Origin of the sequence: Mannheimia indoligenes (assembly GCF_036880405.1) — a bacterium.
Taxonomy (GTDB): Bacteria; Pseudomonadota; Gammaproteobacteria; order Enterobacterales; family Pasteurellaceae; genus Mannheimia; species Mannheimia indoligenes.
Window position 1 is genome coordinate 14,936 of sequence record NZ_JBAJJM010000025.1, and the last position, 22,593, is coordinate 37,528.

Genomic DNA, 22,593 nt, shown 5'->3' on the forward strand with positions numbered 1-22,593 from the left:
AACTATCATCGTTACAAACAATAGCGACATCCACATAGAGGAAAAAACTTATATGAGATTAGGTAAAATTGTAACCCTGTTGTTAGCTGGATTTCTGACTTTTAGCTCATTAAATTCTTTTGCTGCGACAAAGGATTCAAAAGCTAAGTCGAGTATCTCAACAAAGAAGCAAACAGCTTCTAAAGCAACAAAAAAGACGGCAAAAATTGCTCAAAAAGTAACGGCTAAAGCTGTGAAAAAAGAGATAGCAACGATTAACAAACAATCGCCAAAGAATCTTCATAAACAGGTTATCAGCAAACATTTTCAAACAGGTGTGGCAAGTTATTACGCCAATAAATTTAATGGTCGCCGCACGGCAAATGGTGAAACCTTTAGTAATGCAAAATTGACAGCAGCCCACAGAACTTTGCCTTTTGGTACTTTGATTGAAGTAACTAATTTACGCAATGGGCGTTCAGTGGTTGTGAGAGTAAATGATAGAGGACCTTATGCTCACGCAAGAGTGCTTGATTTATCATCAGCGGCGGCTAAGCATATTGGTATGCATCATTCAGGTACAGCTAAGGTAAAAATTGCAGTAGTAAATAAAAATGCAAATGTAACAAAAGACCTTTATGCTCTGTATTAATTTAAGAGGAATTTAGACGAATTTATGAAAAAAACATTAGTGAAAGCCTTCAGTGTTGTTAGTCTTGCGGTATCAAGCATTGCTTACGCTGATTTAAATACCAACTTTAACCTACAAGCTCCACAAATTAATGCACAAACTTATATTTTGATGGATTACAACTCCGGAGAAGTATTAGTGAGCTTAAACCCTGACCAACGTCAATATCCGGCATCATTAACGAAAATGATGACTAGCTATGTGGTAGGCGAAGCATTAAAAGAAGGGAAAATCAGCAATAGCGATATGGTTACAGTTACGGAAAACTCTTGGGCACAAAAGTTTCCGGGCTCTTCATTAATGTTCTTAGATTTAAACACTAAAGTTTCTGTTGCAGATTTAATGAAAGGCTTGATTATCGTGTCAGGTAACGATGCATCTGTAGCTCTTGCGGAACACGTTTCCGGCTCTGAAGCCGCATTCATTAATGAAATGAACAAATATGTACAGCAATTCGGGTTGAAAAATACACATTTTACGACGGTGCACGGCTTAGATCACCCGGAGCAATATTCTTCAGCTCGTGATATGGCAATTATCGGAGCTCATATTATTCGCGACCACCCTGAAGAATACAAAATTCACGCAGAAAAAGAGTTTCAATATAACATCAAAAAACCACAACCAAACCGCAACGGCTTATTGTGGGATAAAACAATTCAAGTTGATGGTTTGAAAACAGGTCATACTGATAAAGCCGGTTATAACTTAGTAGCTTCAGCGGTTAATCCAAATACTCGCTTGATTTCTGTTGTAATGGGCGTGCCAACTTATAAAGGGCGTGAAGTTGAAAGTAAAAAATTACTCCAATGGGGTTTTGCCAATTTTGAGACTATCAAATCACTTCCAGCGGCACAATCTGTTGCAGAGCAAAGTGTTTATTATGGTGAAGTAAACAAAGTGCAGTTAGGTTCGGTACAAGATAGTTTTGTAACCATTCCAAAGGGCAGAGCGGCAGACTTAAAAGCTCGTTATGAGTTAGAGAAGAAAAACCTTGAAGCTCCTTTAGTAAAAGGGCAAGTAGTCGGTAAAATGATTTACCAATTAGATGGTAAAGATGTGGCAAGCACTAACTTACAAGCACTACAAGATGTTCCGGAAGCCGGTATTTTTGGCAAAGCGTGGGATTGGATCGCTTTAACTGTGAAGAGCTTATTTGATTAATCTTGTAATTAAAAATTTCATCCCCATTTAGTGTCGTACAAAATCAAGCGGTGTGATTTTGCAAAAAATTTGCAAAATTTCACCGCTTACCGTTTACAAAATAAGGATAAAAAAATGCAATCAAAAGCCGTGAATTTACAAGACTTACCACAAGCAAAATTAAAAGATTTATTAGAGTTTCCGTGCAATTTCACTTTTAAAGTAGTGGGAGCAAACCGTGCAGATTTAGTTGATGATGTAGTGGTGGTTACCCAAAAATATGCCAAAGGCGATTACAACCCTCGTGAACAAAAAAGCTCTAAAGGAACATATAACTCTGTTTCTATTGATATCATTGCGGAAAATATCGAGCAAGTAGAAACGCTCTACACAGAACTTGCTAAAATTAACGGCGTAAGAATGGTGTTATAAGTAAGGGCGAATTGTATTCGCCCTCAATTTTTCAATAACGTTACGTTGGAAAATAGAAAATGAAATTGATTATTCGCCAACTTGGCATTCAACCTTACGAAGACATTTGGCATCAAATGCAAGCCTTCACAGATGGGCGTGATGAGAACACGCTTGATGAAATCTGGCTGGTTCAGCACCCTGCCGTGTTTACACAAGGTTCGGCAGGTAAACCTGAACATCTGCTGAATTCAACTAATATTCCTGTGGTGCAAAGTGATCGTGGAGGGCAAATTACTTATCACGGCGAAGGGCAGCAGATTATGTATGTGCTGATTGATATCAAGCGACTGAAATCTCAAGGTAGAGAGGTATCGGTTCGAGATTTAGTTACAGCACTGGAGCAAACGGTCGTGAAAACGCTTGCTGATTATGGCATTGAGAGCTATCCAAAAGCTGATGCACCGGGTGTTTATGTGAATGAGAAAAAAATCTGCTCGCTTGGTTTACGCATTCGTAAAGGTTGCTCTTTTCACGGCTTGGCTCTCAATATTAATATGGATTTAACGCCTTTTAGAAACATTAATCCTTGCGGTTACGCAGGGCTTGAAATGTGCCAATTGAGTGAGCTAATCAACCACAAGGATTTAACTTGTGAAGAGGTTTCTCCCAAATTAGTCGCCCACTTTAGTGCGATTTTGGGCTATAATGACATACAATTTATTAACAACTAGGATATAAAATTTTAATGGTTACGGCTACAGCTCAAGTTACGGCAAAAAAAATGAGCCCTTTTAAAATGGAAAAAGGGGTGAAATATCGTGATGCCGCCAAAACCTCAGTGATTCAGGTGCGAAATATCGACCCTGACCAAGAATTACTCAAAAAACCGGAATGGATGAAAATCAAGCTGCCGGCAAACTCGGCAAAAATTGATAGCATCAAAAATGGTATGCGTAGGCACGGTTTGCACTCGGTGTGTGAAGAGGCTTCTTGTCCAAACTTACACGAATGTTTCAATCACGGCACGGCAACCTTTATGATTATGGGGGCAATTTGTACCCGTCGCTGCCCATTCTGTGATGTGGCACACGGAAAGCCACTCCCACTTGATCCTGATGAACCACGCAAAGTAGCAGAAACTGTGCAGGATATGAAACTCAAATATGTGGTGATTACCTCGGTGGATCGTGATGATTTGCCGGATCGTGGTGCGGCTCATTTCTCGGCAACGGTACGTGAAATCAAAGCGTTAAATCCAAACTGCAAAGTGGAAATTTTAGTACCAGACTTCCGTGGACGAGTGGAACAAGCGGTCGAAATTCTGAAACAAAATCCGCCTGATGTGTTCAACCACAACTTGGAAAATGTACCACGCTTATACCGCGAAGTTCGTCCGGGAGCAGATTATAAATGGTCGTTAGAGTTGCTGAAAATCTTCAAACAAGAGTTTCCTGATATCCCAACCAAATCAGGTTTAATGGTGGGGCTTGGCGAAACTAACGAAGAAATTTTAGAAGTAATGCAAGATTTACGCGACCACGGTGTAACAATGCTGACCATCGGTCAATATCTACAACCGAGCCGCCACCACCTCAAAGTGGAACGTTACGTTCCGCCGGCAGAGTTTGATATGTTCCGTGAAGAGGCTGAAAAAATGGGCTTTGAACACGCAGCCTGCGGACCATTTGTCCGCTCTTCCTACCACGCAGACTTACAAGCAAAAGGCGAATTGGTGAAATAATATCGATAAGGGTGAATATTATTCGCCCTTTGTTTTTGCTATTTGCAAAGTTTTAGGAAAATATCACCGCTTGTAGCTTCTCTACTTTATCCTTCCATAAATTGATGTCGTATAAATTTTTGTTGAGAATTACGATCAGACAGGATAAGAGAAAAGATCTATAAATTCAAGGACATCCGAGATAATCGCTAAAGTATTCTGCTAAATTCTTGGATTGCTCTCTCTTTTACTATGAAAAATTCTTTAATCGACATTTCTTCTAAAAGGGTATAATTTTTCTGAATTTCGCTCACAGCATTTCTTAAAATGTATCCCTTTTTAACTCTTGATGACATTCCTAAGAATACTTTTTCTAAAAAAACCAAGTCAGCATAACTACTCAATGCATTGCGAGCTTCCAGCCAATTAAACATTGGCATAAAGTTTTCAGGAAAAATGGCTCGATGTTGATTGATTTGTTGAAAGATTTTGCTTTGAATTGCATTCAAATCTTTACCAAATAATGATTGAAAATTTTTAGCCAAAAAATGATCAATCATAATATCTGATACAATGCCTTTATAAAGTCCGAAGCTATCTCGTAGTAATCTAGCGGTTAAACTATCTTGTCTGTCGCAAATTTTATCAATTAGGCGGTGCAATACGACACCGCTTTTTAAATCATCAGCTAAGTCAAGGTTGTGAATTAAGCCTTTATAAAAATCGCCGGAAAAATTGCCATATAAGGTTTGCTGGTTGGTTTTTGCATCAATTTCAAACGAAATTAATGAGTGAGCAAGAAAATTCATTTATGCCCCGAGTTCTGTTTGCTGATATTCATATCCAAACTCATTCGTTTCCCCTTTCGCCACAAATTCAAACAGATGCGTGATGCAGTTTGGGGCATCGCTGTCTTGATGGGAAACAAACAAAAGCTGGGTTTGGCTGTTATTGACGAGCTGTTCGATAAACTGTTTCACCAGTTTGCGGTTAATGCCGTCCAAGCCTTGCAGCGGTTCGTCCAAAATTAAAATCGGTGGGTGTTTAACCATTGCTCGGGTAATCAAAAGTAAGCGTTGTTGCCCCCACGAGAGCGAGCGGAACGGTTTTTTCGCCACGTTCGCCAAATTCAGCCGTTCCAGCCACTCCATTGCTTTGAGCTGTAAGCTGTTTGGGATCTGCTGATAAACGCCAATGCTGTCGAAAAAGCCGGAAATAATCACATCAATCGCCGCACAATTTACCCGATAATCCATATGTAATTGACTGCTGACGTAGCCGATATTTTTCTTAATATCCCAAATGGTTTCGCCGCTGCCTCGTTGGCGACCGAACAGGCGGATTTTGTTGGCGTAAGCTTGCGGGTGATCGCCGGTAATAATTGACAGCAGGGTTGATTTACCCGCCCCATTTGGTCCTTTAATCCACCAATGTTGTTTAGGGTGAACCGTCCAGCTGAGATTATCTAAAATCTTCTTCTCTCCATATTGGATATTCACATTTTCCAGCTCAAACGGATTGATATTTTCAGGTAGAGAAGTAAGTGGAGCAGCACTTTCCGGCAGTGGTACATTTACATTTTCTTCTGCAAATTTTAGCTGAGAATAGACCGCTTGTTGTTCGATTTCTGCTCGATGACCTTGCAAAATCAGTGATAAGTTATCTAACAAGGCAATATGATCAGCGGCATCAGGAATGTCATTGAAACGGTTGACAATCAGGACCAACGCCATTTTTGAGGGAAGTTCGGAAACTAATTGCGTCCAATACCTTACAGATTGCTGATCTAAGCCTTCAAATGGTTCATCTAAAATCAGTAAATCAGGCTCACTGACTAACATTTGGCAAAATAGCACTTTACGGCTTTCGCCTGTGGAGAGATGAATAAAAGGGCGATCCAGTAAGTACTGAATATGCAGTTTTGCTGCATATTCCTCACATAATGCGGTTTTAGAGCTACCGTTTAAAATCACTTGGCGTGCGGTTAAGCCGAAGTCATCGGGGGAGATAGTATCGTTGTTACGATCTTTGAAAATCTGCTCAATAATTTTTTGTTGTTGCTCGAAAGAGAGTAGCTGAATATTTTGAAAGCGGTTTTCATATTGCCCTGAATATAGCGAGAGTTTGCCTTGTAAGGCAAGAGAAAAAGCTGTTTTGCCCGAGCCGTTGCCGCCTACAATTACCCAAAAGGTATTTGGTTGAATAGTGAGTTCATCAATGGTTAGCTTTTGATGTTCAGCAAGCGAAAATTGAGCATCTTTAATGGTTAAATGTTGTGAGTGCATATTTATTTTTCTCTGAAATTAAAGTTGTTCGCCTACTTTAAACCAATCCGCTCTACCATTGAGGAAATCTTGCACCAACATTGGTTTTTTGCCTGCGGGTTGAAGTTGAGTGATATTCAACACACCCTCTTGAGTTGCAATTTGAATGCCTGTTTTATCTACACTTAAGATTGTGCCAGTGGGCTTGTTTTGATGAGGTAAGACAGTTGCTTGGTAAACTTTAATGCTTTGTTCAATTCCTTCCACCTCTAACGTTAAAAAACTAATAGGCCACGGGTTGAAGGCTCGGATATTACGCTCTAGCTGTATAGCAGATAAATTCCAATCCAATTTTGCTTCTTCTTTAGAAAGTTTCTCCGCATAGTTAGATTGGCTTTCGTCTTGCTTTTCCGCTTTGAATGTCTGATTTTCTAAGCCATTTAATACCTCAAGTAACGCAGGAGGAGCAAGCTCGGCAAGTTTGGCGTAAAGTGAGGCGGAGGTTTCATTAGGCTCAATCGGTGTTGTTACTTTATGTAGCATATCGCCAGTGTCTAAGCCAATGTCCATTTGCATAATGGTTACACCTGTTTCAGTATCCCCCGCCCAGATAGCACGCTGAATTGGAGCTGCTCCACGCCAACGTGGCAAGAGTGAACCGTGAACATTTAAGCAACCATATTTAGGGGCATTTAATACCACTTCAGGCAATATTAAACCGTAAGCTACTACCACCATTACATCCGCATTTAAGGCTTTAAGTTCTGCTTGAGCTTCTTCTTTACGGAGCGATTTCGGTTGAAAAACAGGAATGTTATGAGCTTCAGCAAGCTGTTTTACCGGGCTTGCTTGTAATTTTTTGCCTCGTCCAGCCGGTTTATCCGGTTGGGTGTAAACGGCAATCACGTTATGTTCGGAATTTAATAAAGCTTGTAAATGTTGAGCGGCAAAATCAGGCGTGCCGGCAAAGATAATATTGAGTTTTGACATAGTGTATTTGTTCAGTTATCAATGAAAGGGTTATTAAACCACTAAACAGCACAAATAAAAAGTGGCTTTAATGTGGTATTATTACAAGGTTAAAATTAAGAGATACAAACAATGGAATTTTTTATCCCCAAAGCGGATACAATTTTTGAAGAAGAGATTAAAAAAAGCCGTTTTATTACCTATCTCCGCCATACAGAAGGAATGGAGCAGGCAAAGGCATTTTGGCAAGAGATGAAAATGTTGCATCCGCACGCTCGCCACTGGTGTTGGGCAACAGTTGCCGGCACGCCGAATGATTCCCAACAATACGGCTTTTCTGATGATGGCGAACCTTCAGGCACAGCAGGTAAGCCTATGCTCAATTACTTATTGGGATCGGGCTTGGGAGAAATTACTGCGGTGGTGGTGCGATATTACGGAGGCATTCAGCTTGGCACCGGTGGGTTGGTAAAAGCTTACGGCAACGGCGTTCAGCAGGCATTATTGCAACTAGAGCGAGTTCGCAAAGTTTTGCGAAAAAACTACCGCTTGCAGTGTGAATATGAGCAGTTTAATACCATTTCGCATCTAATTAGCGGACGAGATATTGATATTATAGAGCAACATTTTGGGGAGAAAGTGGATTTATTGCTCGCTTTTAACCCGATAGACTTTGAGCCATTTTCTGATGAGCTTACCCAGCGTTTTTCGGGCAAACTGACTTTAATTAAAGAAGATATCTAATTTATGCAATTTTTTTCCATTATTCGTATTGTCGGCATTTTAGTGATGTGCTTTTCGTTCACAATGCTTGTGCCGGCAACAGTTGCCCTGATTTATGGCGATGGCGGTGGGCGAGCCTTTTTAGAAGCCTTTGCCTTGAATTTTTTAGTCGGCACATTGCTTTGGTGGTTGTGTCGCCATAATAAAAATGAGCTACGCTCCCGAGAAGGTTTTTTAATTGTAGTTCTGTTCTGGGTCGTGTTAGGGCTGCTGGGGGCTGTGCCTTTTATTATTTTAGAAAACCCCGATCTCAATGTGGCGGAATCCATTTTTGAATCTTTTTCCGGCTTAACCACCACTGGGGCAACGGTAATTACAGGGTTAGATAGTCTCCCGAAAGCGATTTTGTTCTACCGCCAATTCTTACAATGGCTAGGCGGAATGGGGATCATCGTATTAGCGGTAGCAATTATCCCATTACTTGGTATTGGTGGAATGCAACTTTACCGTGCCGAAATGCCCGGTCCGCTCAAAGAGCAAAAAATGCGACCTCGTATTGCAGAAACGGCGAAAGCGTTGTGGATGATTTATCTCAGTTTAACTTTATTATGTGCTTTTGCCTTTTGGCTGGCAGGAATGAGTACCTTTGATGCGATTTCACATAGTTTCTCAACGGTTTCGATTGGTGGATTTTCCACCCACGATGCCAGTATCGGCTACTTCAATAGCCCGGCGATTAACTATATTACTGTCTTTTTCTTACTGCTTTCTGCCTGTAACTTTGCCTTGCATTTCGCAGTAATTGACCGCTTGCGTGATAAGCAATCCAGAAAAAGAGGGGATATTTTAAGTCGTCTTTACTGGGGCGATTACGAATTCCGCTTCTTCTTAATGGTACAATTTGGACTGTTTTTGGTTTGTACGATAGTGCTAATGGCGTACAGTTATTTTGATAATGCTTCGGTAACTATTAGCCAAGCGTTATTCCAATCGGTTTCGATTTCTACCACCGCAGGTTTTACTACCAATGATTTCAGCCAATGGTCTTCTTTTTTACCGACTTTGCTGGTGCTTGCATCATTTATTGGCGGTTGTGCCGGCTCAACAGGTGGAGGTTTGAAAGTAATTCGGGTATTGTTGCTCTATTTGCAAAGTAAACGTGAAATCCACCGTTATATCCACCCGAATGTAATTCAACCAATCAAATTAGGCAAACACGTGCTTTCGGAACGTGTTGTAGACGGCATTTGGGCGTTTTTTTCCGCCTATTTCTTTGTGTTTGTCGTTTGCTGGCTTGCCTCAATTGCTTGCGGAATGGAAACCTTTGATGCTTTAAATGCAGTGATTGCCACGCTCAATAATTTAGGTCCTGCACTAGGTAGTGTGAGTAGCAACTTCACCCAAGTGCCGGACAGTGCCAAGCTGGTTCTCACTTTTGCTATGGTATGCGGGCGTTTGGAAGTATTTACCTTACTGGTTATTTTAAGCCCTGTATTTTGGAAAGACTAATGAAAACTCTAATTCTCTATTTTACGACCGATGGTCAAACGAAAAAAATTGCCGAGCGACTGGCGGAAAACATCACTCACGAGGTTGAGTTGATTTCTCTCAAAGATCAAGCGGTCAATTTTGCCGAAAAAATTGCAAATGCCGATCAAATTGTGATTGGGGCTTCAATTCGCTATGGGCATTTTAATCCGTTGGTTTATCAGTTTGTGGAACGGCATTATGTGGCGTTAAATCAGAAGAAAACCGCTTTTTACGGTGTGAATTTAACTGCTCGTAAAGAGAATCGAAGTACACCGGAAACTAATACCTACGTGCGTAAATTTTTAGCGAGGGTGAAATGGCATCCGACTGATGTGGAAGTGTTTGCCGGAGCGTTACTTTATCCACGCTATACTTGGTTTGATCGTATGATGATTCGTTTTATTATGAAAATCACCAAAGGCGAAACGGACACTCGCAAAGAATATGAATATACCAATTGGCAACAAGTAGAAAATTTTGGCAAAAAATTGAGCAACCGGTTATAATTCTAATGACTTAGATCAAAAAATGGGAATTTGAGTAATAGGTATAAATTTTCAAATTTTTGATTATAATAGCCGTCCTCTGATCTGATGAGGATCACATTTTAACCTAATTAAACTAAAGGAAAGCCCAAATGAGTATTTTAAAAGAGTTTCGTGAATTTGCCGTAAAAGGCAATGTTGTTGATATGGCTGTCGGTGTGATCATCGGTGGAGCATTTGGTAAAATCGTATCGTCATTAGTGAGCGATGTAGTTATGCCACCAATCGGTTGGTTAATCGGTGGTGTAGATTTCAAAGATCTTGCTATTGAAATTGCACCAGCTAAAGAAGGTGCGGAAGCCGTAATGCTTAAATACGGTGCATTTATCCAAAACGTATTTGATTTCTTAATTATCGCACTTGCTGTATTCGGTATGGTGAAAGTGATTAATTCACTGAAGAAAGCTCCTGTTGTAGAAGAAGCACCTGCAGAGCCAACAGCAGAAGAGAAATTATTAACAGAAATCCGCGATTTATTGAAAAAATAATTATCTGATTTAAAAAGGCTATTTTAGAACTTACTAAAATAGCCTTTTTACTTTAGCTTTAGAAAATGAAAAAACCGACTATCGCTAGTCGGTTTTTCATATCTATTCGATATTACGCTAATTTTTTGATTTGCGCGCTCAATTTAGATTTGTGGTTAGCGGCTTTGTTAGCGTGGATTAAGCCTTTAGACGCCATACGGTCTACGACTTTTTGCATTTCAACGAAAGCGGCTGTTGCTACTGCTTTATCACCTGTCGCTACTGCTGCGTATACTTTTTTGATGAATGTACGCATCATTGAGCGTTGGCTTGCGTTGTGTTGGCGGCGTTTTTCAGATTGAACCGCACGTTTTTTTGCTGACTTGATATTAGCCAAGGTCAAACTCCTAAAATATCTGTGTAAAAATTAGATATAAACCGATTTTCGGTTTATATTGCCTATCGATAGTTTTTAATTCATTTTCAACGAGACACGTGCTTGAAAATAACACCGTTTTTCTGATAGAAAACGATAGGGCGAGATTTTAACAGTTTTTTTCTGATTTTCCTATAACAAACTGCTAAAATTATGATCGATTTTTAGGATCGCACTACAAGCGGTCTGATTTTTCAATAATTTTACCAATATTACACTCTTTATTATGAGCAAAAAACTTTTAAGATCAGGAATGATCGTAAGCGGAATGACCTTAATTTCACGTATTTTGGGGTTAATTCGCGACATTGTGGTAGCAACTCTGTTAGGTACAGGTGTGAGTGCCGATATTTTCTTATTCGCCAACCGCATTCCTAATTTTCTCCGCCGTTTGTTCGCCGAAGGGGCATTTTCCAAAGCCTTTGTTCCTGTGTTGGCGGAATATAATGCCGATAATGACCTAAACAAAACCAGAGAATTCATCGCTAAAGTATCGGGTACATTGGGAGGCTTAGTAACTATTGTTACCCTTGTGGCAATGGTTGCCTCGCCTGTGGTGGCTGCCCTATTCGGAACAGGCTGGTTTTTGGATTGGCTGAATGACGGACCGAATGCGGAAAAATTTACCCAAGCTTCCTTTTTGCTGAAAATCACTTTCCCTTATTTGTGGTTTATCACCTTCGTAGCATTGTCCGGAGCAGTGCTTAATACCATCGGAAAGTTTGGCGTAATGGCGTTTTCGCCGGTATTGCTGAATGTGGCAATTATTGGTGTGGCGTTACTGGGTAGAGATTATTTCGACTCGCCGGATGTTGCTCTTGCGTGGGGGGTATTTTTAGGCGGATTGTTGCAATTCCTGTTCCAAATTCCGTTTATGAAAAAAGAGGGATTATTGGTTAAGCCAAAATGGGCGTGGAAAGATGAAGGGGTAACGAAAGTTCGTAAATTGATGATTCCTGCTTTATTTGGCGTTTCAGTTACCCAATTAAACTTATTGCTCAATCAAGTGATTGCGTCATTTTTGATTACGGGTTCGATTAGCTGGATGTATTACGCCGACCGCCTCATTGAGTTTCCACTCGGCTTATTCGGCATTGCGATTTCCACCGTAGTGCTGCCGAGCCTTTCCCGCATTGCCAAAAATAAAGATCTGACCGAATTACAGCGTGGCGAAAACTTTCAAAACACAATGGATTGGGGCGTGAGAATGGTATTGTTGCTCGGTATTCCGGCAATGATCGGAATGGCGGTGCTTGCTCAGCCGATTATTATGACAATGTTTATGCGAGGCAAATTTGGCTTTGAAGATGTGCTGGCGACCTCTTATCCGCTCTATGTTATGTGTTTAGGACTAAACAGCTATATGCTGATTAGTGTGTTGGCGAACGGTTTCTATGCTCATCAAAACACGAAAATGCCGGTGAAAGTAGGGATTATTGCCGCCATCAGCAATATCTTTTTCGGATTAGCCTTCGCTCCGTTTTGGGGCTATATCGGCTTAGCATTGGCATCGGCTTGTTCGGCATTAGTGAATGTGAGTTTGCTTTACTTCCACTTGTCAAAAAGTGGTTATTATAAAGTAAGCCGCACCACCATTATTTTTGTGTTAAAACTACTGATTGCAGCTTGTGTGATGGGGGCGTTATTGGCTTATTTCACACCGGCGATTGAAACTTGGGCGTTAATGACGCTATGGCAGAAAATTTATTGGTTGATTTGGTTGATGATTTTAGCCGCCGGTAGTTATTTTGTAGCCATTATTAGCTTAGGTATTCGTAAAAAAGACTTTAGAGCCGCGGAATAAATGTTGAAATTGAAAGTACCACCGCTGGTTTGGTTTCTATTTTGTGCTGCGTTAATGTGGTGGATTGGGCGAGTTTTACCGGTCCATTTACCTAATTATCAACACCCCATAATATTTATATTGGGAGCATTGATTGCGGTAATTGGGTTAGTGATTGCCATATCGGCGGTAGTTACGATGAGAAAAGCAGAAACAACATCTAGCCCTTTTCAGCCACAAAATACTTTTCAGATTGTGGATTGGGGGATTTATCGTAAAAGCCGAAATCCGATGTATCTTTCATTACTATTAGGCTTAATTGCGTGGGCGTTGTGGCTTGGATCGATTTTTGCGTGGTTTGTTTTGCCTCTATTCATTGGGCTAATTACCTATTTCCAAATTAAACCGGAAGAACAAATTCTCACCCAAAAATTTGGACAACGTTATTTAGATTATGCAAGTCGGGTGAGACGTTGGCTTTAAAATACAAGCGGTTAGATTTTAATGGAAATTTGCAAAATTTTCCGAAAATCTAACCGCTTGTTTAATCGTTTAAGACTTAGTCTAAATTATTGACATCAGCCGTCATTAAGTTGTGCGAGTTATCCATCGCTAAATTAATAAAGCGTTCATACTGTTGTAGCACGTCGGCAATTAATTCTGCTTTGGTCATATACTGCACATCATAGCCCTCTCGCCCGTCTAGGAAGTAGGTGATTGGCTCGTAAACCATATTTTCTTCAATATTTGGTAAGTTATCATCGCCTACCACTAAATCAGATAATTGGCGTGGTACGCTTTCAATACCGTAGATGAAATTGCGTAAATTCTCTTTTACCACCTCAAACTCTAATTTAGGGTTGGTTTGGTTGGTAAAATTCATTTTTGCGGTTAAGCCATAGCTTTCAAATTCCTCAATTAATTCAAGGAAAGCAGGTCTTGCAACTTTAATAAAGAAATGGCGAACATCTTGTTGTTTGCTTGGATTAATAATTTTTTCCAAACGTTGTTTCCAATCTTTTCCAGCCCAATTTTGGCTGCCTTGAGAAAGTTTTTTATTGAAGTATTGGTTATCAACCATTAAGCCTTTCCATAAGCCAACGCAGAGAATAAGCATAATGAATGTAAATGGTAGAGCGATAATCAACGTCATTGTTTGTAGCGATGATAAACCGCCTGAATAAAGCAATGACAGTGCCAATACTGCTAATATCACACCCCAGAGAATAGTCTGCCATTTCGGGGCTTTTTCTTCGCCTTGTGAGGCAATACTGTTAAGTACAAAAATACCTGAGTCCGCGGAGGTAATGAAGAAAATTGAGATTACGACAACGGCAATGAAAGAAGCAATTGTGCCGAAAGGTAGTTGCTCAAAGAGTGTAAAGAGTAGTTGTTCTGTGTTATTGCTTACTTCAGCTAATGCTCCAGCGGTTTGTTGATCAAACCAGATAGCAGAGCTACCAAAGCTGGTCATCCATAAAATGTTAAACAGCGATGGTACGAATAACACGCCTAAAATAAATTCACGAATGGTTCTGCCTTTGGAAATTTTAGCGATAAATAAGCCGACGAACGGAGCCCAAGAAGCCCACCACGCCCAGTAGAGAACTGTCCAGCCACTTAACCAGCCTTGACTTTCAGGCTCATAAGCGAATGTTCGGAAACTGAGTTCTAGCAATGAGCTAAAGTAGTAGCCTAAATTCTCGGTTAAACTTGAGAAGAGGAATAGCGTTGGACCCGTAATCATGACAAAAATCAGTAGTAAGCCCGCAAGGGTTAGATTGATTTCACTTAAAATTTTAACGCCTTTTCCAACTCCTGTAATAGCAGAGAATACGGCTAATGACATCGCCACAATAACCATTACGGCAAGCACCGCAAAACCACTGTTTTCAATTAACCCTAAGTTATTAAAGCCGGCACTCACTTGCATAACCCCGAAGCCGAGCGTGGTAGTTAAACCAAAAATAGTGCTACAAAGGGCGATAACATCAATCGTATGTCCCCAAAAGCCTGAAATACGGTGCTTTAGTAGAGGGTAAAAGCCGGAACGAACCGTAAGTGGTAATTTGTATCTAAAACCAAAGTAAGCCAGAGCGAGGGCGATTACGCCATAAATTGCCCACGCGTGAATTCCCCAATGGTAGAAAGTAGTAACCATCGCTTCTTTTGCTCGTTCTGCTTGCGTTAAATTTTCGTGTACAGGCTTGAGATAATGCAGAATCGGCTCAGCAACGCCAAAGTACATTAATCCGATACCCATACCGGCGGCGAATAGCATCGCAATCCAAGAGCCAAAACTAAACTCAGGTTCATCAGTATCTGCCCCTAATTTAATATCGCCTAAGCGGCTGACAGAAAGAAAAATCAGAAACAGAAAAAAGATTGAGCCGGCAAAAATGTAGAACCAACTAAAATTTTTAAAAAGGATATTTTTAATTGCATCGAGGGAGGCTTGTGCAGTCTGAGGAAAGACAATACAGAATATCGCCACAAAGCCGACAAAAAAGACACTAGGAAGGAAGATAGGTGCTTTAAAGGTACTTCCTGTTTGTAATTTTTTGATGAAATCCAATGGTATTTACCTCTATCATTTATTATTCAGAAGTCCGAATATAGCAAAAAGTTATAAAAATGACAAATTAGGTGGAATTTGTAATAAGCATAACTTTTGTAAAAAAGTCGTAAAAAGCAACCGCTTGCACATTCATTATTTGTGAGTAGAATATTTTTTATTTATAAAAACAAAAAGACAATGCATACACAACATAGTGCTCCCAAAATGGTTTTACCCATTTTACTTTTGATCTCCCTTTCTCATTTGCTGAATGATTTAATTCAGGCGGTAATGGTCTCAATTTACCCGATGCTGAAACAAAATTATCAACTGAGTTTTGCTCAAATCGGTATGATTTCGTTAATTTACCAAATTACCGCATCTATTATTCAGCCGGGTATCGGGCTTTATACCGATAAATACCCAAAACCGAATTTGCTACCAATAGGTATGTTAATCACCCTTTTCTCTGTGATTTTACTTGCCTTCGCTCCCAACTTTGGAGTATTGCTGATCGCGGCAGCTTTAATGGGTATTGGCTCAGCCACTTTTCACCCTGAAGCCTCTCGGGTTGCTAGAATGGCATCAGGCGGTAAATTTGGCACGGCTCAGTCGCTTTTCCAAGTAGGAGGAAATAGTGGCTCGGCGTTAGGTCCGCTCTTGGTTGCGTTATTTATTGTGCCTAAAGGGCAAAATGCAGTGATTTGGATTGTGGCATTTGCATTATTAGCATTGTGGATTTTATATAAAGTGAGTCGTTGGGTGAAATATGAAGCCAAGCCATTATTTGTTTCATCAAACCATATTCAGCAACGTTTGCACGGCAAGTTATTAGCCAGAGCATTATTAATTATTGCCTTATTAATGTTAGCGAAGTTTATTTATATCGCCAGCCTCAGCAACTATTTTACCTTCTATTTAATGGAAAAATTTCAGTTGAATATGGCAACTGCACAGCTCTATCTTTTTGTATTTTTGGGGGCGGTTGCAGTAGGCACTTTTGCCGGCGGACCGATTGGCGATAAGATCGGACGAAATGCGGTAATTTGGTTCTCTTTCTTAGGAATGGCACCTTTTGCATTATTATTGCCTCACGCCGATTTGTTTTGGACGATTGTATGTGCGATTTTCGCCGGCTTTATTATGTCATCGGCGTTTTCGGCAATGGTGGTTTATGCTCAAGAAGCGGTGCCGGGTAGAGTTGGGCTGATTTCAGGTACAATGTTTGGCTTAATGTTTGGTATTGGCGGTTTAAGTGCTGCTGTATTAGGCTTTTTTGCTGACGAATACGGCTTAGATGCTATTTTTAAAGTCTGTGCCTATTTGCCGTTGCTAGGCTTTGCTGCATTAGGCTTGCCGAAACGAAATATTTAATGCTTTTTAGTGTTGGGCTTTTGCTCTGGCTTTTTTCATACTGAGTAAGAAAATAATGACACCAATCCAAACCAAAATGTAGCCAACCGAACGTTCGGCAGAGAGTTTTTCATTAAAGATCAGCACGCCACATAAAAATTGTAATGAAGGTGAGATGTATTGCAACATACCGAGTAAAGACATTGAAATGCGTCTTGCCCCCATTGCAAACCAAAGTAGTGGAATGGTGGTGGCAGCTCCTGAGCAGAGTAGTACCGTCATTTGCAAACTATTGAGTTCGCCGAATACTAAGATGTTTTGGTTATAACAAAAGCAAAGGTAGGCTATTGCAAAAGGCGACATCAGCAAGGTTTCAAGGGCTAAGCCCGATAATGGTTCCATTGGGGCGAGTTTGCGGATCAGTCCATAAATACAGAAACTGGCAGCTAAAATGAGTGCCACCCAAGGCACTTGTCCCGCAGGAATTGCCAGCCATAAAATGCCTGCAATCGCAAAACCAACAGAAAGTAATTGAGCCTTATTTAATTGTTCTTTTAGTACCAGATAGCCAACAAATACATTCAAGATAGGGTTAATGAAATAGCCGAGACTGGCATCTAAAATATGCTCGTTAGTAATCGCCCACAAATAAGCCAGCCAGTTCAAGCCAATCATAAAAGAAGAAAGGAAGAAGATTCCCAACACTTTGGGCTGTTTGAAGGCATTGATTACTGCTCGCCCCTGTTGGAAAATTAGCAATAGAATAATGGCAAACACGGCAGACCATACCACCCGTTGAGCTAAAATTTGCTCGGCAGGCATTCCCGATTGATTAATCGGATACCAATAGATTGGAAACATTCCCCACGTCAAATAACACAGCAGAGCATAGTGCCAACCTTGTAATTTGCCTGAAATATTCATTTTGCTTTCCTAAAACAGAGTGTACAAGCGGTCATATTTGTTGATTTTTTTGCAAATTGCAAATAACAAAATGCCATAAAAAACTAGGCTTTTTCGATACCGAAAGAAATGACCTCTTCAATTTTCTTTGCATTCATCGCAAGCATTAAGAGCCTATCTACTCCCAGTGCGACCCCCGAACAGTTTGGAAAACCTGCTTTGAGAGCCGCTAGGAAACGCACGTCTAGCTGTTGTGGTTCAAGCCCCATTTTTTCTCGTTGTAAATTGTCTTGCTCAAAGCGATGGATTTGCTCGTTTGCGTCGTCTAATTCGTGAAAACCATTACAGAGTTCTAAGCCCTTGTAATAAAACTCAAAACGCTCGGCAACACGGTGATCTTCCGAGCTTATCTGTGCTAACGCGGCTTGAGATGAAGGGAAGTGGTAAACCGCTGTTGGACGATCTTGTCCGATATTTGGCTCTACTACTTCACTGAATAAAAATTGCAGTAAGGTTTCACGATTTTCGTCATCTTCACATTGCAAACCGTGTTTTCTTGCTTTTTCGACTAATTGGGCTTTAGGGGTAGAGAGCGGATCTAACCCAACGTGGGTTTGGAATACAAATTGATAGCTAAAAGATTCCGCCGGTTCGCAATCTAAAATCTGTTGTAGTAAATCGTCCACTTCATTGATTAAACGATACATATCAAAATGCGGACGATACCATTCCAACATTGTAAATTCAGGATTGTGGCGTTTGCCTGCTTCTTCATTACGGAACACTTTGCAAATTTGAAAAATCGGACCGCTGCCTGCCGCAAGCAAACGCTTCATATGGTATTCAGGGCTTGTCATCAAATGGAGTGTTTTCGCCTCGCTGCTAAACGGCGATAAAAATTGTGTGCTGAACGTAGAAAGATGTACATCAGTAACCGAGAATTCACTTAAAATTGGGGTTTCTACTTCTAAAATGCCACGATCGGTAAAGAACTTACGCAATTCAGCAATAATTTTAGCACGTTGAATGAGATGAGGGATTGAGGCGGTAGGTTGCCAATCAATGTTATCGAGTTGTAAATTATTCATAAAAAATGACCGCTTGAAAATATATCACTATTTTAGCCTAAAAAAACGTATCGCCCTAGTTATCGAGCAAGAAAAAATAAAGCGAGTTTTTTAACTTTTCTGCAACAAATTATATTTTCTCATTTTAAACATTAGAAATTTTCTCTTTATAACTCTCCAATTAAGAGCCATTCTCAATACCTTTGTTATGCTTAGTTACCTTTTTTGAGGTAGATCACAAAATCGCACTTTTTATGTTAATAAATTGTAAAAACGGCTTATCTGATTGATTAAATAGTGGCAAAATAGAACCACTTTTAATGAATAAGTTTATTTAACTTTCGGAGTGCATTATGCAAAGTGTTAATTTTGATGTGGCGATTATCGGTGCCGGCGGTGGTGGCTTGCGTGCTGCCATTGCAGCGGCTGAAGCAAATCCAAATCTGAAAATTGCTTTAATTTCAAAAGTTTACCCGATGCGTAGCCATACAGTGGCAGCAGAAGGTGGCTCAGCAGCTGTAATTAAAGATACCGATTCTTACGATAATCATTTTAATGATACAGTGGGCGGTGGCGACTGGTTATGTGAGCAAGATATTGTGGAGTATTTTGTGGAGCATTCACCGATTGAAATGACACAGTTGGAGCGTTGGGGTTGTCCGTGGAGTCGTCGTGAAGACGGTGAAGTAAACGTTCGCCGTTTCGGTGGAATGAAAATTGAGCGTACTTGGTTTGCTGCAGATAAAACCGGCTTCCACATCTTACACACTTTATTCCAAACTTCGATTAAATATCCGAACATTGTCCGCTTTGATGAACATTTCGTACTGGATATTTTAACCGACAATGGCGAAGCTCGCGGTTGTGTAGCGATGAATATGATGGAAGGAACTTTAGTGCAAATCAACGCAAATGCAGTTGTGATTGCAACTGGTGGTGGTTGTCGTACTTATCGTTTCAATACTAACGGCGGTATTGTAACCGGCGACGGTTTATCAATGGCGTATCGTCACGGTGTGGCTTTGCGTGATATGGAATTCGTTCAATATCACCCAACCGGCTTACCGAATACCGGTATTTTGATGACGGAAGGTTGTCGTGGTGAAGGCGGTATCTTAGTGAATAAAGATGGCTATCGCTACTTACAAGATTACGGTTTAGGACCTGAAACGCCAATCGGCAAACCGGAAAACAAATATATGGAATTAGGTCCGCGTGATAAAGTTTCTCAAGCGTTCTGGCAAGAGTGGCGTAAAGGCAATACCTTAAAAACTGCAAAAGGTGTTGATGTAGTTCACTTAGATTTACGTCATTTAGGTGAGAAATATTTACTTGAACGTTTACCGTTTATCTGCGAATTAGCGAAAGCTTATGAAGGCGTTGATCCTGCGAAAGCTCCAATTCCAGTTCGTCCTGTTGTTCACTATACAATGGGTGGTATTGAAGTGGATATGAATGCAGAAACGTCAATTAAAGGCTTATTTGCAGTAGGTGAATGTGCATCATCAGGCTTACACGGGGCAAACCGTTTAGGTTCTAACTCCCTAGCAGAATTAGTGGTATTTGGTAAAGTTGCGGGTGAAAATGCAGCTCGCCGTGCGTTGGAAGTAACTTCTCGTAATCAACCACAAATTGATGCTCAAGCAAAAGATATTGTGGCTCGTTTACATTCGTTAGCAAATCAAGAAGGAAATGAATCTTGGTCTGATATTCGTAACCAAATGGGCGATGCAATGGAAGAAGGTTGTGGTATCTACCGTACACAAGAAAGTATGGAAGCTACTGTGAATAAAATCCAAGAGTTAAAAGAGCGTTATAAAAATATTAGCGTGAAAGATAAATCAAGCGTGTTTAACACCGATTTACTCTATAAAATTGAGTTAGGTTTTATCTTAGATGTTGCTCAGTCTATTGCTTGCTCTGCGGTGGAACGTAAAGAATCTCGTGGTGCACATCAACGTTTAGATTATGTTGAACGTGATGATGTGAATTACTTGAAACATACACAGGCTTTCTATAACGCAGATGGTACACCAACCATTAAATATAGCGATGTGAAGATTACTAAATCACAACCAGCTAAACGTGTGTACGGTGCAGAAGCGGAAGCACAAGAAAAAGCGAAAAAAGCAGCAGAAGCTCAAGCACAATAATAGAGAAGGAGCGAGAAAATGGCAAATTTAGATAAAATGACCATCGAAGTGCTACGCTACAATCCGGAATCAGATAGCGAGCCACATTTAGATAGATATGAAGTGCCTTATGATAGCCAAACTTCACTATTAGATGCACTGGGTTACATTAAAGACGAGCTTGAGCCTGAGCTTTCATATCGCTGGTCTTGCCGTATGGCGATCTGCGGATCTTGTGGGATGATGGTAAACGGTAAACCAAAACTGGCGTGTAAAACTTTCTTACGTGATTACAGCGGCTTTATGCGAATTGAACCGCTTGCTAACTTCCCGATTGAGCGTGATTTAGTAGTGGATTTAAGCCACTTTATTGATAGCATTGAGGCAATTAAACCTTATGTGATTGATAACAAAGCACCGGAAGGTCAGCGTACTAAACAAACACCGGCACAGTTAGAGAAGTATCGTCAATTCTCAATGTGTATTAACTGTGGTTTATGCTATGCAGCTTGTCCGCAATTTGGTTTAAACCCTGAGTTCATCGGTCCTGCGGCAATTACATTAGCTCATCGCTATAACCTGGATAACCGTGATAACGGACGTGAAGAGCGAATGAAATTGCTCAGCAGTAAAAATGGGGTGTGGAGTTGTACTTTTGTGGGCTACTGCTCAGAAGTTTGTCCGAAACACGTTGGTCCTGCTTCAGCCGTGAACCAAGGCAAGCTAGAAAGTGCAAAAGATTATGTTATCTCAATGATCAAACCGAGATAGGAGGAAGAAATGTCAGCAACAAAACGTAGACCTTATGTTCGAGGAATGAAAGCAAGCTGGTGGAAAAAACTTGATTTCTACAAAATGTATATGGTGCGTGAAGCGACCTGTCTTCCAACGGTTTGGTTCTGTATCGTACTATTTTATGGTGCAGTTGCATTAAGTAAAGGCACATTTGCAACCGACTTTGTAGATTTCTTACAAAATCCATTTGTGGTTGTACTAAATATCATCTCGCTTGCAGCAATGTTTTACCACGCGGCAACACTTTATGTAATGACGCCTGAAGTGATGTCAGTTATGGTAAAAGGTAAACATCTACCGGTTTCTGTCGGAAGAAACATTCTTTGGGCTGCAACAGGTGTAATTAGCTTAATTGCATTAATCTTAGTTTATATTTAAGAAGGGGAAGAAAATGAGTTTAGATCAAAACCCAAAACGTTCAAATGAACCACCTGTCTGGTTACTCTTTAGTGCTGGCGGTATGATTAGTGCATTATTTTTTCCTGTAGTAATTTTTATTATCGGCTTATTGTTACCGTTTGGATTAGTTTCGCCTGATAATATTATTGCTTTTGCCCATACTTGCATCGGAAAACTGACTATTATGGCATTAGCTATTTTCCCAATGTGGGCGGGTATGCACCGTATCCATCACGGCTTGCACGATCTGAAAGTTCACACACCGGCGGGTAATGTGATTTTCTATGGATTATCTATCTTATATACAATCCTAGTGATCATCGCTGTAGTTCAGATCTAATTTTGGAAGACCATCTTACATAGAGATGGTCTTTTTTATCTTTTTACAAGCGGTCGAGTTTACAAAGAAATTTGCAAACATTATGAATTCTGCTGATAAAATGATCGCTTTGTATTAAATATCTTCAAAAAAGATCTTTTTTAAAATTTTTTGCAAAAAACACTTGCGTTCATTTTAGATTTCTCTATAATGCACCCCACACAACGACGCACTGTTGTGAAGAGATTAAGTTTGATTCCGGTGCGTCGTTTTATTTTGCTCTTTAACAATTTATCAGACAATCTGTGTGGGCACTTGTTGATTGACTTGATTTTAAAAATATTTTTTAATTTTGAAGTCTTAATAGGTGCTAACTAGAAATTCATTTTAACTTTTTTAAGTTT

Annotated in this window: 23 protein-coding genes; 16 read left to right on the plus strand and 7 right to left on the minus strand. The window is 40.3% G+C overall.

Going from position 1 to position 22,593, the window contains the following annotated elements:
* The first annotated feature begins 52 nt into the window (after positions 1-52).
* The 5 genes from V6W77_RS10865 to lipA all read left to right on the plus strand — a co-directional run bounded on the left by V6W77_RS10865 (position 53) and on the right by lipA (position 3,968).
* Entirely contained in the window at positions 53-631 is a 579-nt protein-coding gene (locus V6W77_RS10865; RefSeq protein ID WP_025236949.1) for a septal ring lytic transglycosylase RlpA family protein, read from the plus strand.
* A 24-nt stretch (positions 632-655) separates the two neighbouring features.
* Positions 656-1,834, plus strand: a complete 1,179-nt coding sequence (locus tag V6W77_RS10870) for a serine hydrolase (protein ID WP_025236948.1) — start codon at positions 656-658, stop codon at positions 1,832-1,834.
* A gap of 114 nt (positions 1,835-1,948) precedes the next feature.
* Positions 1,949-2,245: a DUF493 family protein YbeD gene (ybeD, locus tag V6W77_RS10875; protein ID WP_025236947.1), complete on the plus strand. Its 297-nt coding sequence runs from the start codon at positions 1,949-1,951 to the stop codon at positions 2,243-2,245.
* 59 nt (positions 2,246-2,304) lie between these two features.
* Positions 2,305-2,958 (plus strand): lipoyl(octanoyl) transferase LipB, encoded by a 654-nt coding sequence (lipB, locus tag V6W77_RS10880; RefSeq protein ID WP_334254635.1) that lies wholly within the window; start codon positions 2,305-2,307, stop codon positions 2,956-2,958.
* A gap of 14 nt (positions 2,959-2,972) precedes the next feature.
* Complete coding sequence (gene lipA, locus V6W77_RS10885; RefSeq protein WP_283386684.1) at positions 2,973-3,968, plus strand: lipoyl synthase; 996 nt, start codon at positions 2,973-2,975, stop codon at positions 3,966-3,968.
* A 188-nt stretch (positions 3,969-4,156) separates the two neighbouring features.
* Here the strand turns inward: lipA and V6W77_RS10890 are convergent, their stop codons facing one another.
* The 3 genes from V6W77_RS10890 to fmt are packed head-to-tail and all read right to left on the minus strand — an operon-like array spanning position 4,157 to position 7,201.
* Positions 4,157-4,756, minus strand: coding sequence for an acyl carrier protein phosphodiesterase (locus tag V6W77_RS10890; protein WP_334254636.1), 600 nt, complete (start codon positions 4,754-4,756; stop codon positions 4,157-4,159).
* Positions 4,757-6,232, minus strand: a complete 1,476-nt coding sequence (gene modF / locus V6W77_RS10895; protein WP_334254637.1) for a molybdate ABC transporter ATP-binding protein ModF — start codon at positions 6,230-6,232, stop codon at positions 4,757-4,759.
* A gap of 18 nt (positions 6,233-6,250) precedes the next feature.
* On the minus strand, positions 6,251-7,201 hold the full coding sequence (fmt, locus tag V6W77_RS10900; RefSeq protein WP_334232944.1) for a methionyl-tRNA formyltransferase: 951 nt from the start codon (positions 7,199-7,201) through the stop codon (positions 6,251-6,253).
* Positions 7,202-7,312: 111 nt separating this feature from the next.
* On the opposite strand from fmt, the gene V6W77_RS10905 reads away from it, so the two are divergent.
* The 4 genes from V6W77_RS10905 to mscL all read left to right on the plus strand — a co-directional run bounded on the left by V6W77_RS10905 (position 7,313) and on the right by mscL (position 10,466).
* Positions 7,313-7,924: a YigZ family protein gene (locus V6W77_RS10905; protein WP_334254638.1), complete on the plus strand. Its 612-nt coding sequence runs from the start codon at positions 7,313-7,315 to the stop codon at positions 7,922-7,924.
* 3 nt (positions 7,925-7,927) lie between these two features.
* Complete coding sequence (locus tag V6W77_RS10910) at positions 7,928-9,412, plus strand: TrkH family potassium uptake protein (RefSeq protein WP_025236940.1); 1,485 nt, start codon at positions 7,928-7,930, stop codon at positions 9,410-9,412.
* A complete protein-coding gene (gene hemG / locus V6W77_RS10915) occupies positions 9,412-9,939 on the plus strand; it encodes a menaquinone-dependent protoporphyrinogen IX dehydrogenase (protein ID WP_334254639.1) in 528 nt (175 codons plus the stop codon). Before V6W77_RS10910 ends, hemG begins: the two co-directional genes overlap by 1 nt.
* Positions 9,940-10,070: 131 nt before the next feature.
* The gene (gene mscL / locus V6W77_RS10920) at positions 10,071-10,466 is read left to right on the plus strand and encodes a large-conductance mechanosensitive channel protein MscL (RefSeq protein ID WP_006251148.1); all 396 of its coding nucleotides are present in this window, start codon (positions 10,071-10,073) and stop codon (positions 10,464-10,466) included.
* A gap of 112 nt (positions 10,467-10,578) precedes the next feature.
* Here the strand turns inward: mscL and rpsT are convergent, their stop codons facing one another.
* On the minus strand, positions 10,579-10,842 hold the full coding sequence (rpsT, locus tag V6W77_RS10925) for a 30S ribosomal protein S20 (protein ID WP_025236938.1): 264 nt from the start codon (positions 10,840-10,842) through the stop codon (positions 10,579-10,581).
* 265 nt (positions 10,843-11,107) lie between these two features.
* Here rpsT and murJ point away from each other — a divergent pair, with 265 nt between their 5' ends.
* Both murJ and V6W77_RS10935 read left to right on the plus strand, forming a co-directional pair.
* The gene (gene murJ, locus V6W77_RS10930) at positions 11,108-12,685 is read left to right on the plus strand and encodes a murein biosynthesis integral membrane protein MurJ (RefSeq protein ID WP_334254640.1); all 1,578 of its coding nucleotides are present in this window, start codon (positions 11,108-11,110) and stop codon (positions 12,683-12,685) included.
* On the plus strand, positions 12,686-13,147 hold the full coding sequence (locus tag V6W77_RS10935) for a methyltransferase family protein (protein WP_334254641.1): 462 nt from the start codon (positions 12,686-12,688) through the stop codon (positions 13,145-13,147).
* Between the two features lie 76 nt (positions 13,148-13,223).
* On the opposite strand, the gene V6W77_RS10940 is transcribed toward V6W77_RS10935, so the two are convergent.
* Positions 13,224-15,239, minus strand: coding sequence for a BCCT family transporter (locus V6W77_RS10940; protein WP_334254642.1), 2,016 nt, complete (start codon positions 15,237-15,239; stop codon positions 13,224-13,226).
* Between the two features lie 180 nt (positions 15,240-15,419).
* Between V6W77_RS10940 and V6W77_RS10945 the strand changes: the two genes are divergently transcribed.
* The gene (locus V6W77_RS10945; RefSeq protein ID WP_334232305.1) at positions 15,420-16,595 is read left to right on the plus strand and encodes an MFS transporter; all 1,176 of its coding nucleotides are present in this window, start codon (positions 15,420-15,422) and stop codon (positions 16,593-16,595) included.
* A gap of 6 nt (positions 16,596-16,601) precedes the next feature.
* On the opposite strand, the gene rarD is transcribed toward V6W77_RS10945, so the two are convergent.
* Positions 16,602-17,498: an EamA family transporter RarD gene (gene rarD / locus V6W77_RS10950; RefSeq protein WP_334254643.1), complete on the minus strand. Its 897-nt coding sequence runs from the start codon at positions 17,496-17,498 to the stop codon at positions 16,602-16,604.
* Positions 17,499-17,581: 83 nt separating this feature from the next.
* Positions 17,582-18,565 carry an elongation factor P--(R)-beta-lysine ligase gene (gene epmA / locus V6W77_RS10955; protein ID WP_025236932.1) on the minus strand — a complete coding sequence of 328 codons (984 nt, stop codon included), beginning with the start codon at positions 18,563-18,565 and terminating at the stop codon, positions 17,582-17,584.
* Positions 18,566-18,897: 332 nt separating this feature from the next.
* Between epmA and frdA the strand changes: the two genes are divergently transcribed.
* From frdA to frdD, 4 genes are read left to right on the plus strand one after another with little or no spacing between them, the layout of a single operon-like run.
* Positions 18,898-20,697, plus strand: coding sequence for a fumarate reductase (quinol) flavoprotein subunit (gene frdA / locus V6W77_RS10960; protein ID WP_334235719.1), 1,800 nt, complete (start codon positions 18,898-18,900; stop codon positions 20,695-20,697).
* Positions 20,698-20,715: 18 nt separating this feature from the next.
* On the plus strand, positions 20,716-21,447 hold the full coding sequence (locus tag V6W77_RS10965; protein WP_025216380.1) for a succinate dehydrogenase/fumarate reductase iron-sulfur subunit: 732 nt from the start codon (positions 20,716-20,718) through the stop codon (positions 21,445-21,447).
* 9 nt (positions 21,448-21,456) lie between these two features.
* Positions 21,457-21,849: a fumarate reductase subunit FrdC gene (frdC, locus tag V6W77_RS10970; RefSeq protein ID WP_025236930.1), complete on the plus strand. Its 393-nt coding sequence runs from the start codon at positions 21,457-21,459 to the stop codon at positions 21,847-21,849.
* A gap of 13 nt (positions 21,850-21,862) precedes the next feature.
* Positions 21,863-22,210 carry a fumarate reductase subunit FrdD gene (frdD, locus tag V6W77_RS10975; RefSeq protein ID WP_025236929.1) on the plus strand — a complete coding sequence of 116 codons (348 nt, stop codon included), beginning with the start codon at positions 21,863-21,865 and terminating at the stop codon, positions 22,208-22,210.
* Positions 22,211-22,593 lie beyond the last annotated feature (383 nt).

What these genes read in the sequence shown, in the direction of transcription:
- V6W77_RS10865 (WP_025236949.1), top strand. Translation starts at nt 53, where the DNA reads ATGAGATTAGGTAAAATTGTAACCCTGTTGTTAGCTGGATTTCTGACT.
- V6W77_RS10870 (WP_025236948.1), top strand. Translation starts at nt 656, where the DNA reads ATGAAAAAAACATTAGTGAAAGCCTTCAGTGTTGTTAGTCTTGCGGTA.
- ybeD (WP_025236947.1), top strand. Translation starts at nt 1,949, where the DNA reads ATGCAATCAAAAGCCGTGAATTTACAAGACTTACCACAAGCAAAATTA.
- lipB (WP_334254635.1), top strand. Translation starts at nt 2,305, where the DNA reads ATGAAATTGATTATTCGCCAACTTGGCATTCAACCTTACGAAGACATT.
- lipA (WP_283386684.1), top strand. Translation starts at nt 2,973, where the DNA reads ATGGTTACGGCTACAGCTCAAGTTACGGCAAAAAAAATGAGCCCTTTT.
- V6W77_RS10890 (WP_334254636.1), bottom strand. Translation starts at nt 4,756, where the DNA reads ATGAATTTTCTTGCTCACTCATTAATTTCGTTTGAAATTGATGCAAAA.
- modF (WP_334254637.1), bottom strand. Translation starts at nt 6,232, where the DNA reads ATGCACTCACAACATTTAACCATTAAAGATGCTCAATTTTCGCTTGCT.
- fmt (WP_334232944.1), bottom strand. Translation starts at nt 7,201, where the DNA reads ATGTCAAAACTCAATATTATCTTTGCCGGCACGCCTGATTTTGCCGCT.
- V6W77_RS10905 (WP_334254638.1), top strand. Translation starts at nt 7,313, where the DNA reads ATGGAATTTTTTATCCCCAAAGCGGATACAATTTTTGAAGAAGAGATT.
- V6W77_RS10910 (WP_025236940.1), top strand. Translation starts at nt 7,928, where the DNA reads ATGCAATTTTTTTCCATTATTCGTATTGTCGGCATTTTAGTGATGTGC.
- hemG (WP_334254639.1), top strand. Translation starts at nt 9,412, where the DNA reads ATGAAAACTCTAATTCTCTATTTTACGACCGATGGTCAAACGAAAAAA.
- mscL (WP_006251148.1), top strand. Translation starts at nt 10,071, where the DNA reads ATGAGTATTTTAAAAGAGTTTCGTGAATTTGCCGTAAAAGGCAATGTT.
- murJ (WP_334254640.1), top strand. Translation starts at nt 11,108, where the DNA reads ATGAGCAAAAAACTTTTAAGATCAGGAATGATCGTAAGCGGAATGACC.
- V6W77_RS10935 (WP_334254641.1), top strand. Translation starts at nt 12,686, where the DNA reads ATGTTGAAATTGAAAGTACCACCGCTGGTTTGGTTTCTATTTTGTGCT.
- V6W77_RS10945 (WP_334232305.1), top strand. Translation starts at nt 15,420, where the DNA reads ATGCATACACAACATAGTGCTCCCAAAATGGTTTTACCCATTTTACTT.
- rarD (WP_334254643.1), bottom strand. Translation starts at nt 17,498, where the DNA reads ATGAATATTTCAGGCAAATTACAAGGTTGGCACTATGCTCTGCTGTGT.
- epmA (WP_025236932.1), bottom strand. Translation starts at nt 18,565, where the DNA reads ATGAATAATTTACAACTCGATAACATTGATTGGCAACCTACCGCCTCA.
- frdA (WP_334235719.1), top strand. Translation starts at nt 18,898, where the DNA reads ATGCAAAGTGTTAATTTTGATGTGGCGATTATCGGTGCCGGCGGTGGT.
- V6W77_RS10965 (WP_025216380.1), top strand. Translation starts at nt 20,716, where the DNA reads ATGGCAAATTTAGATAAAATGACCATCGAAGTGCTACGCTACAATCCG.
- frdC (WP_025236930.1), top strand. Translation starts at nt 21,457, where the DNA reads ATGTCAGCAACAAAACGTAGACCTTATGTTCGAGGAATGAAAGCAAGC.
- frdD (WP_025236929.1), top strand. Translation starts at nt 21,863, where the DNA reads ATGAGTTTAGATCAAAACCCAAAACGTTCAAATGAACCACCTGTCTGG.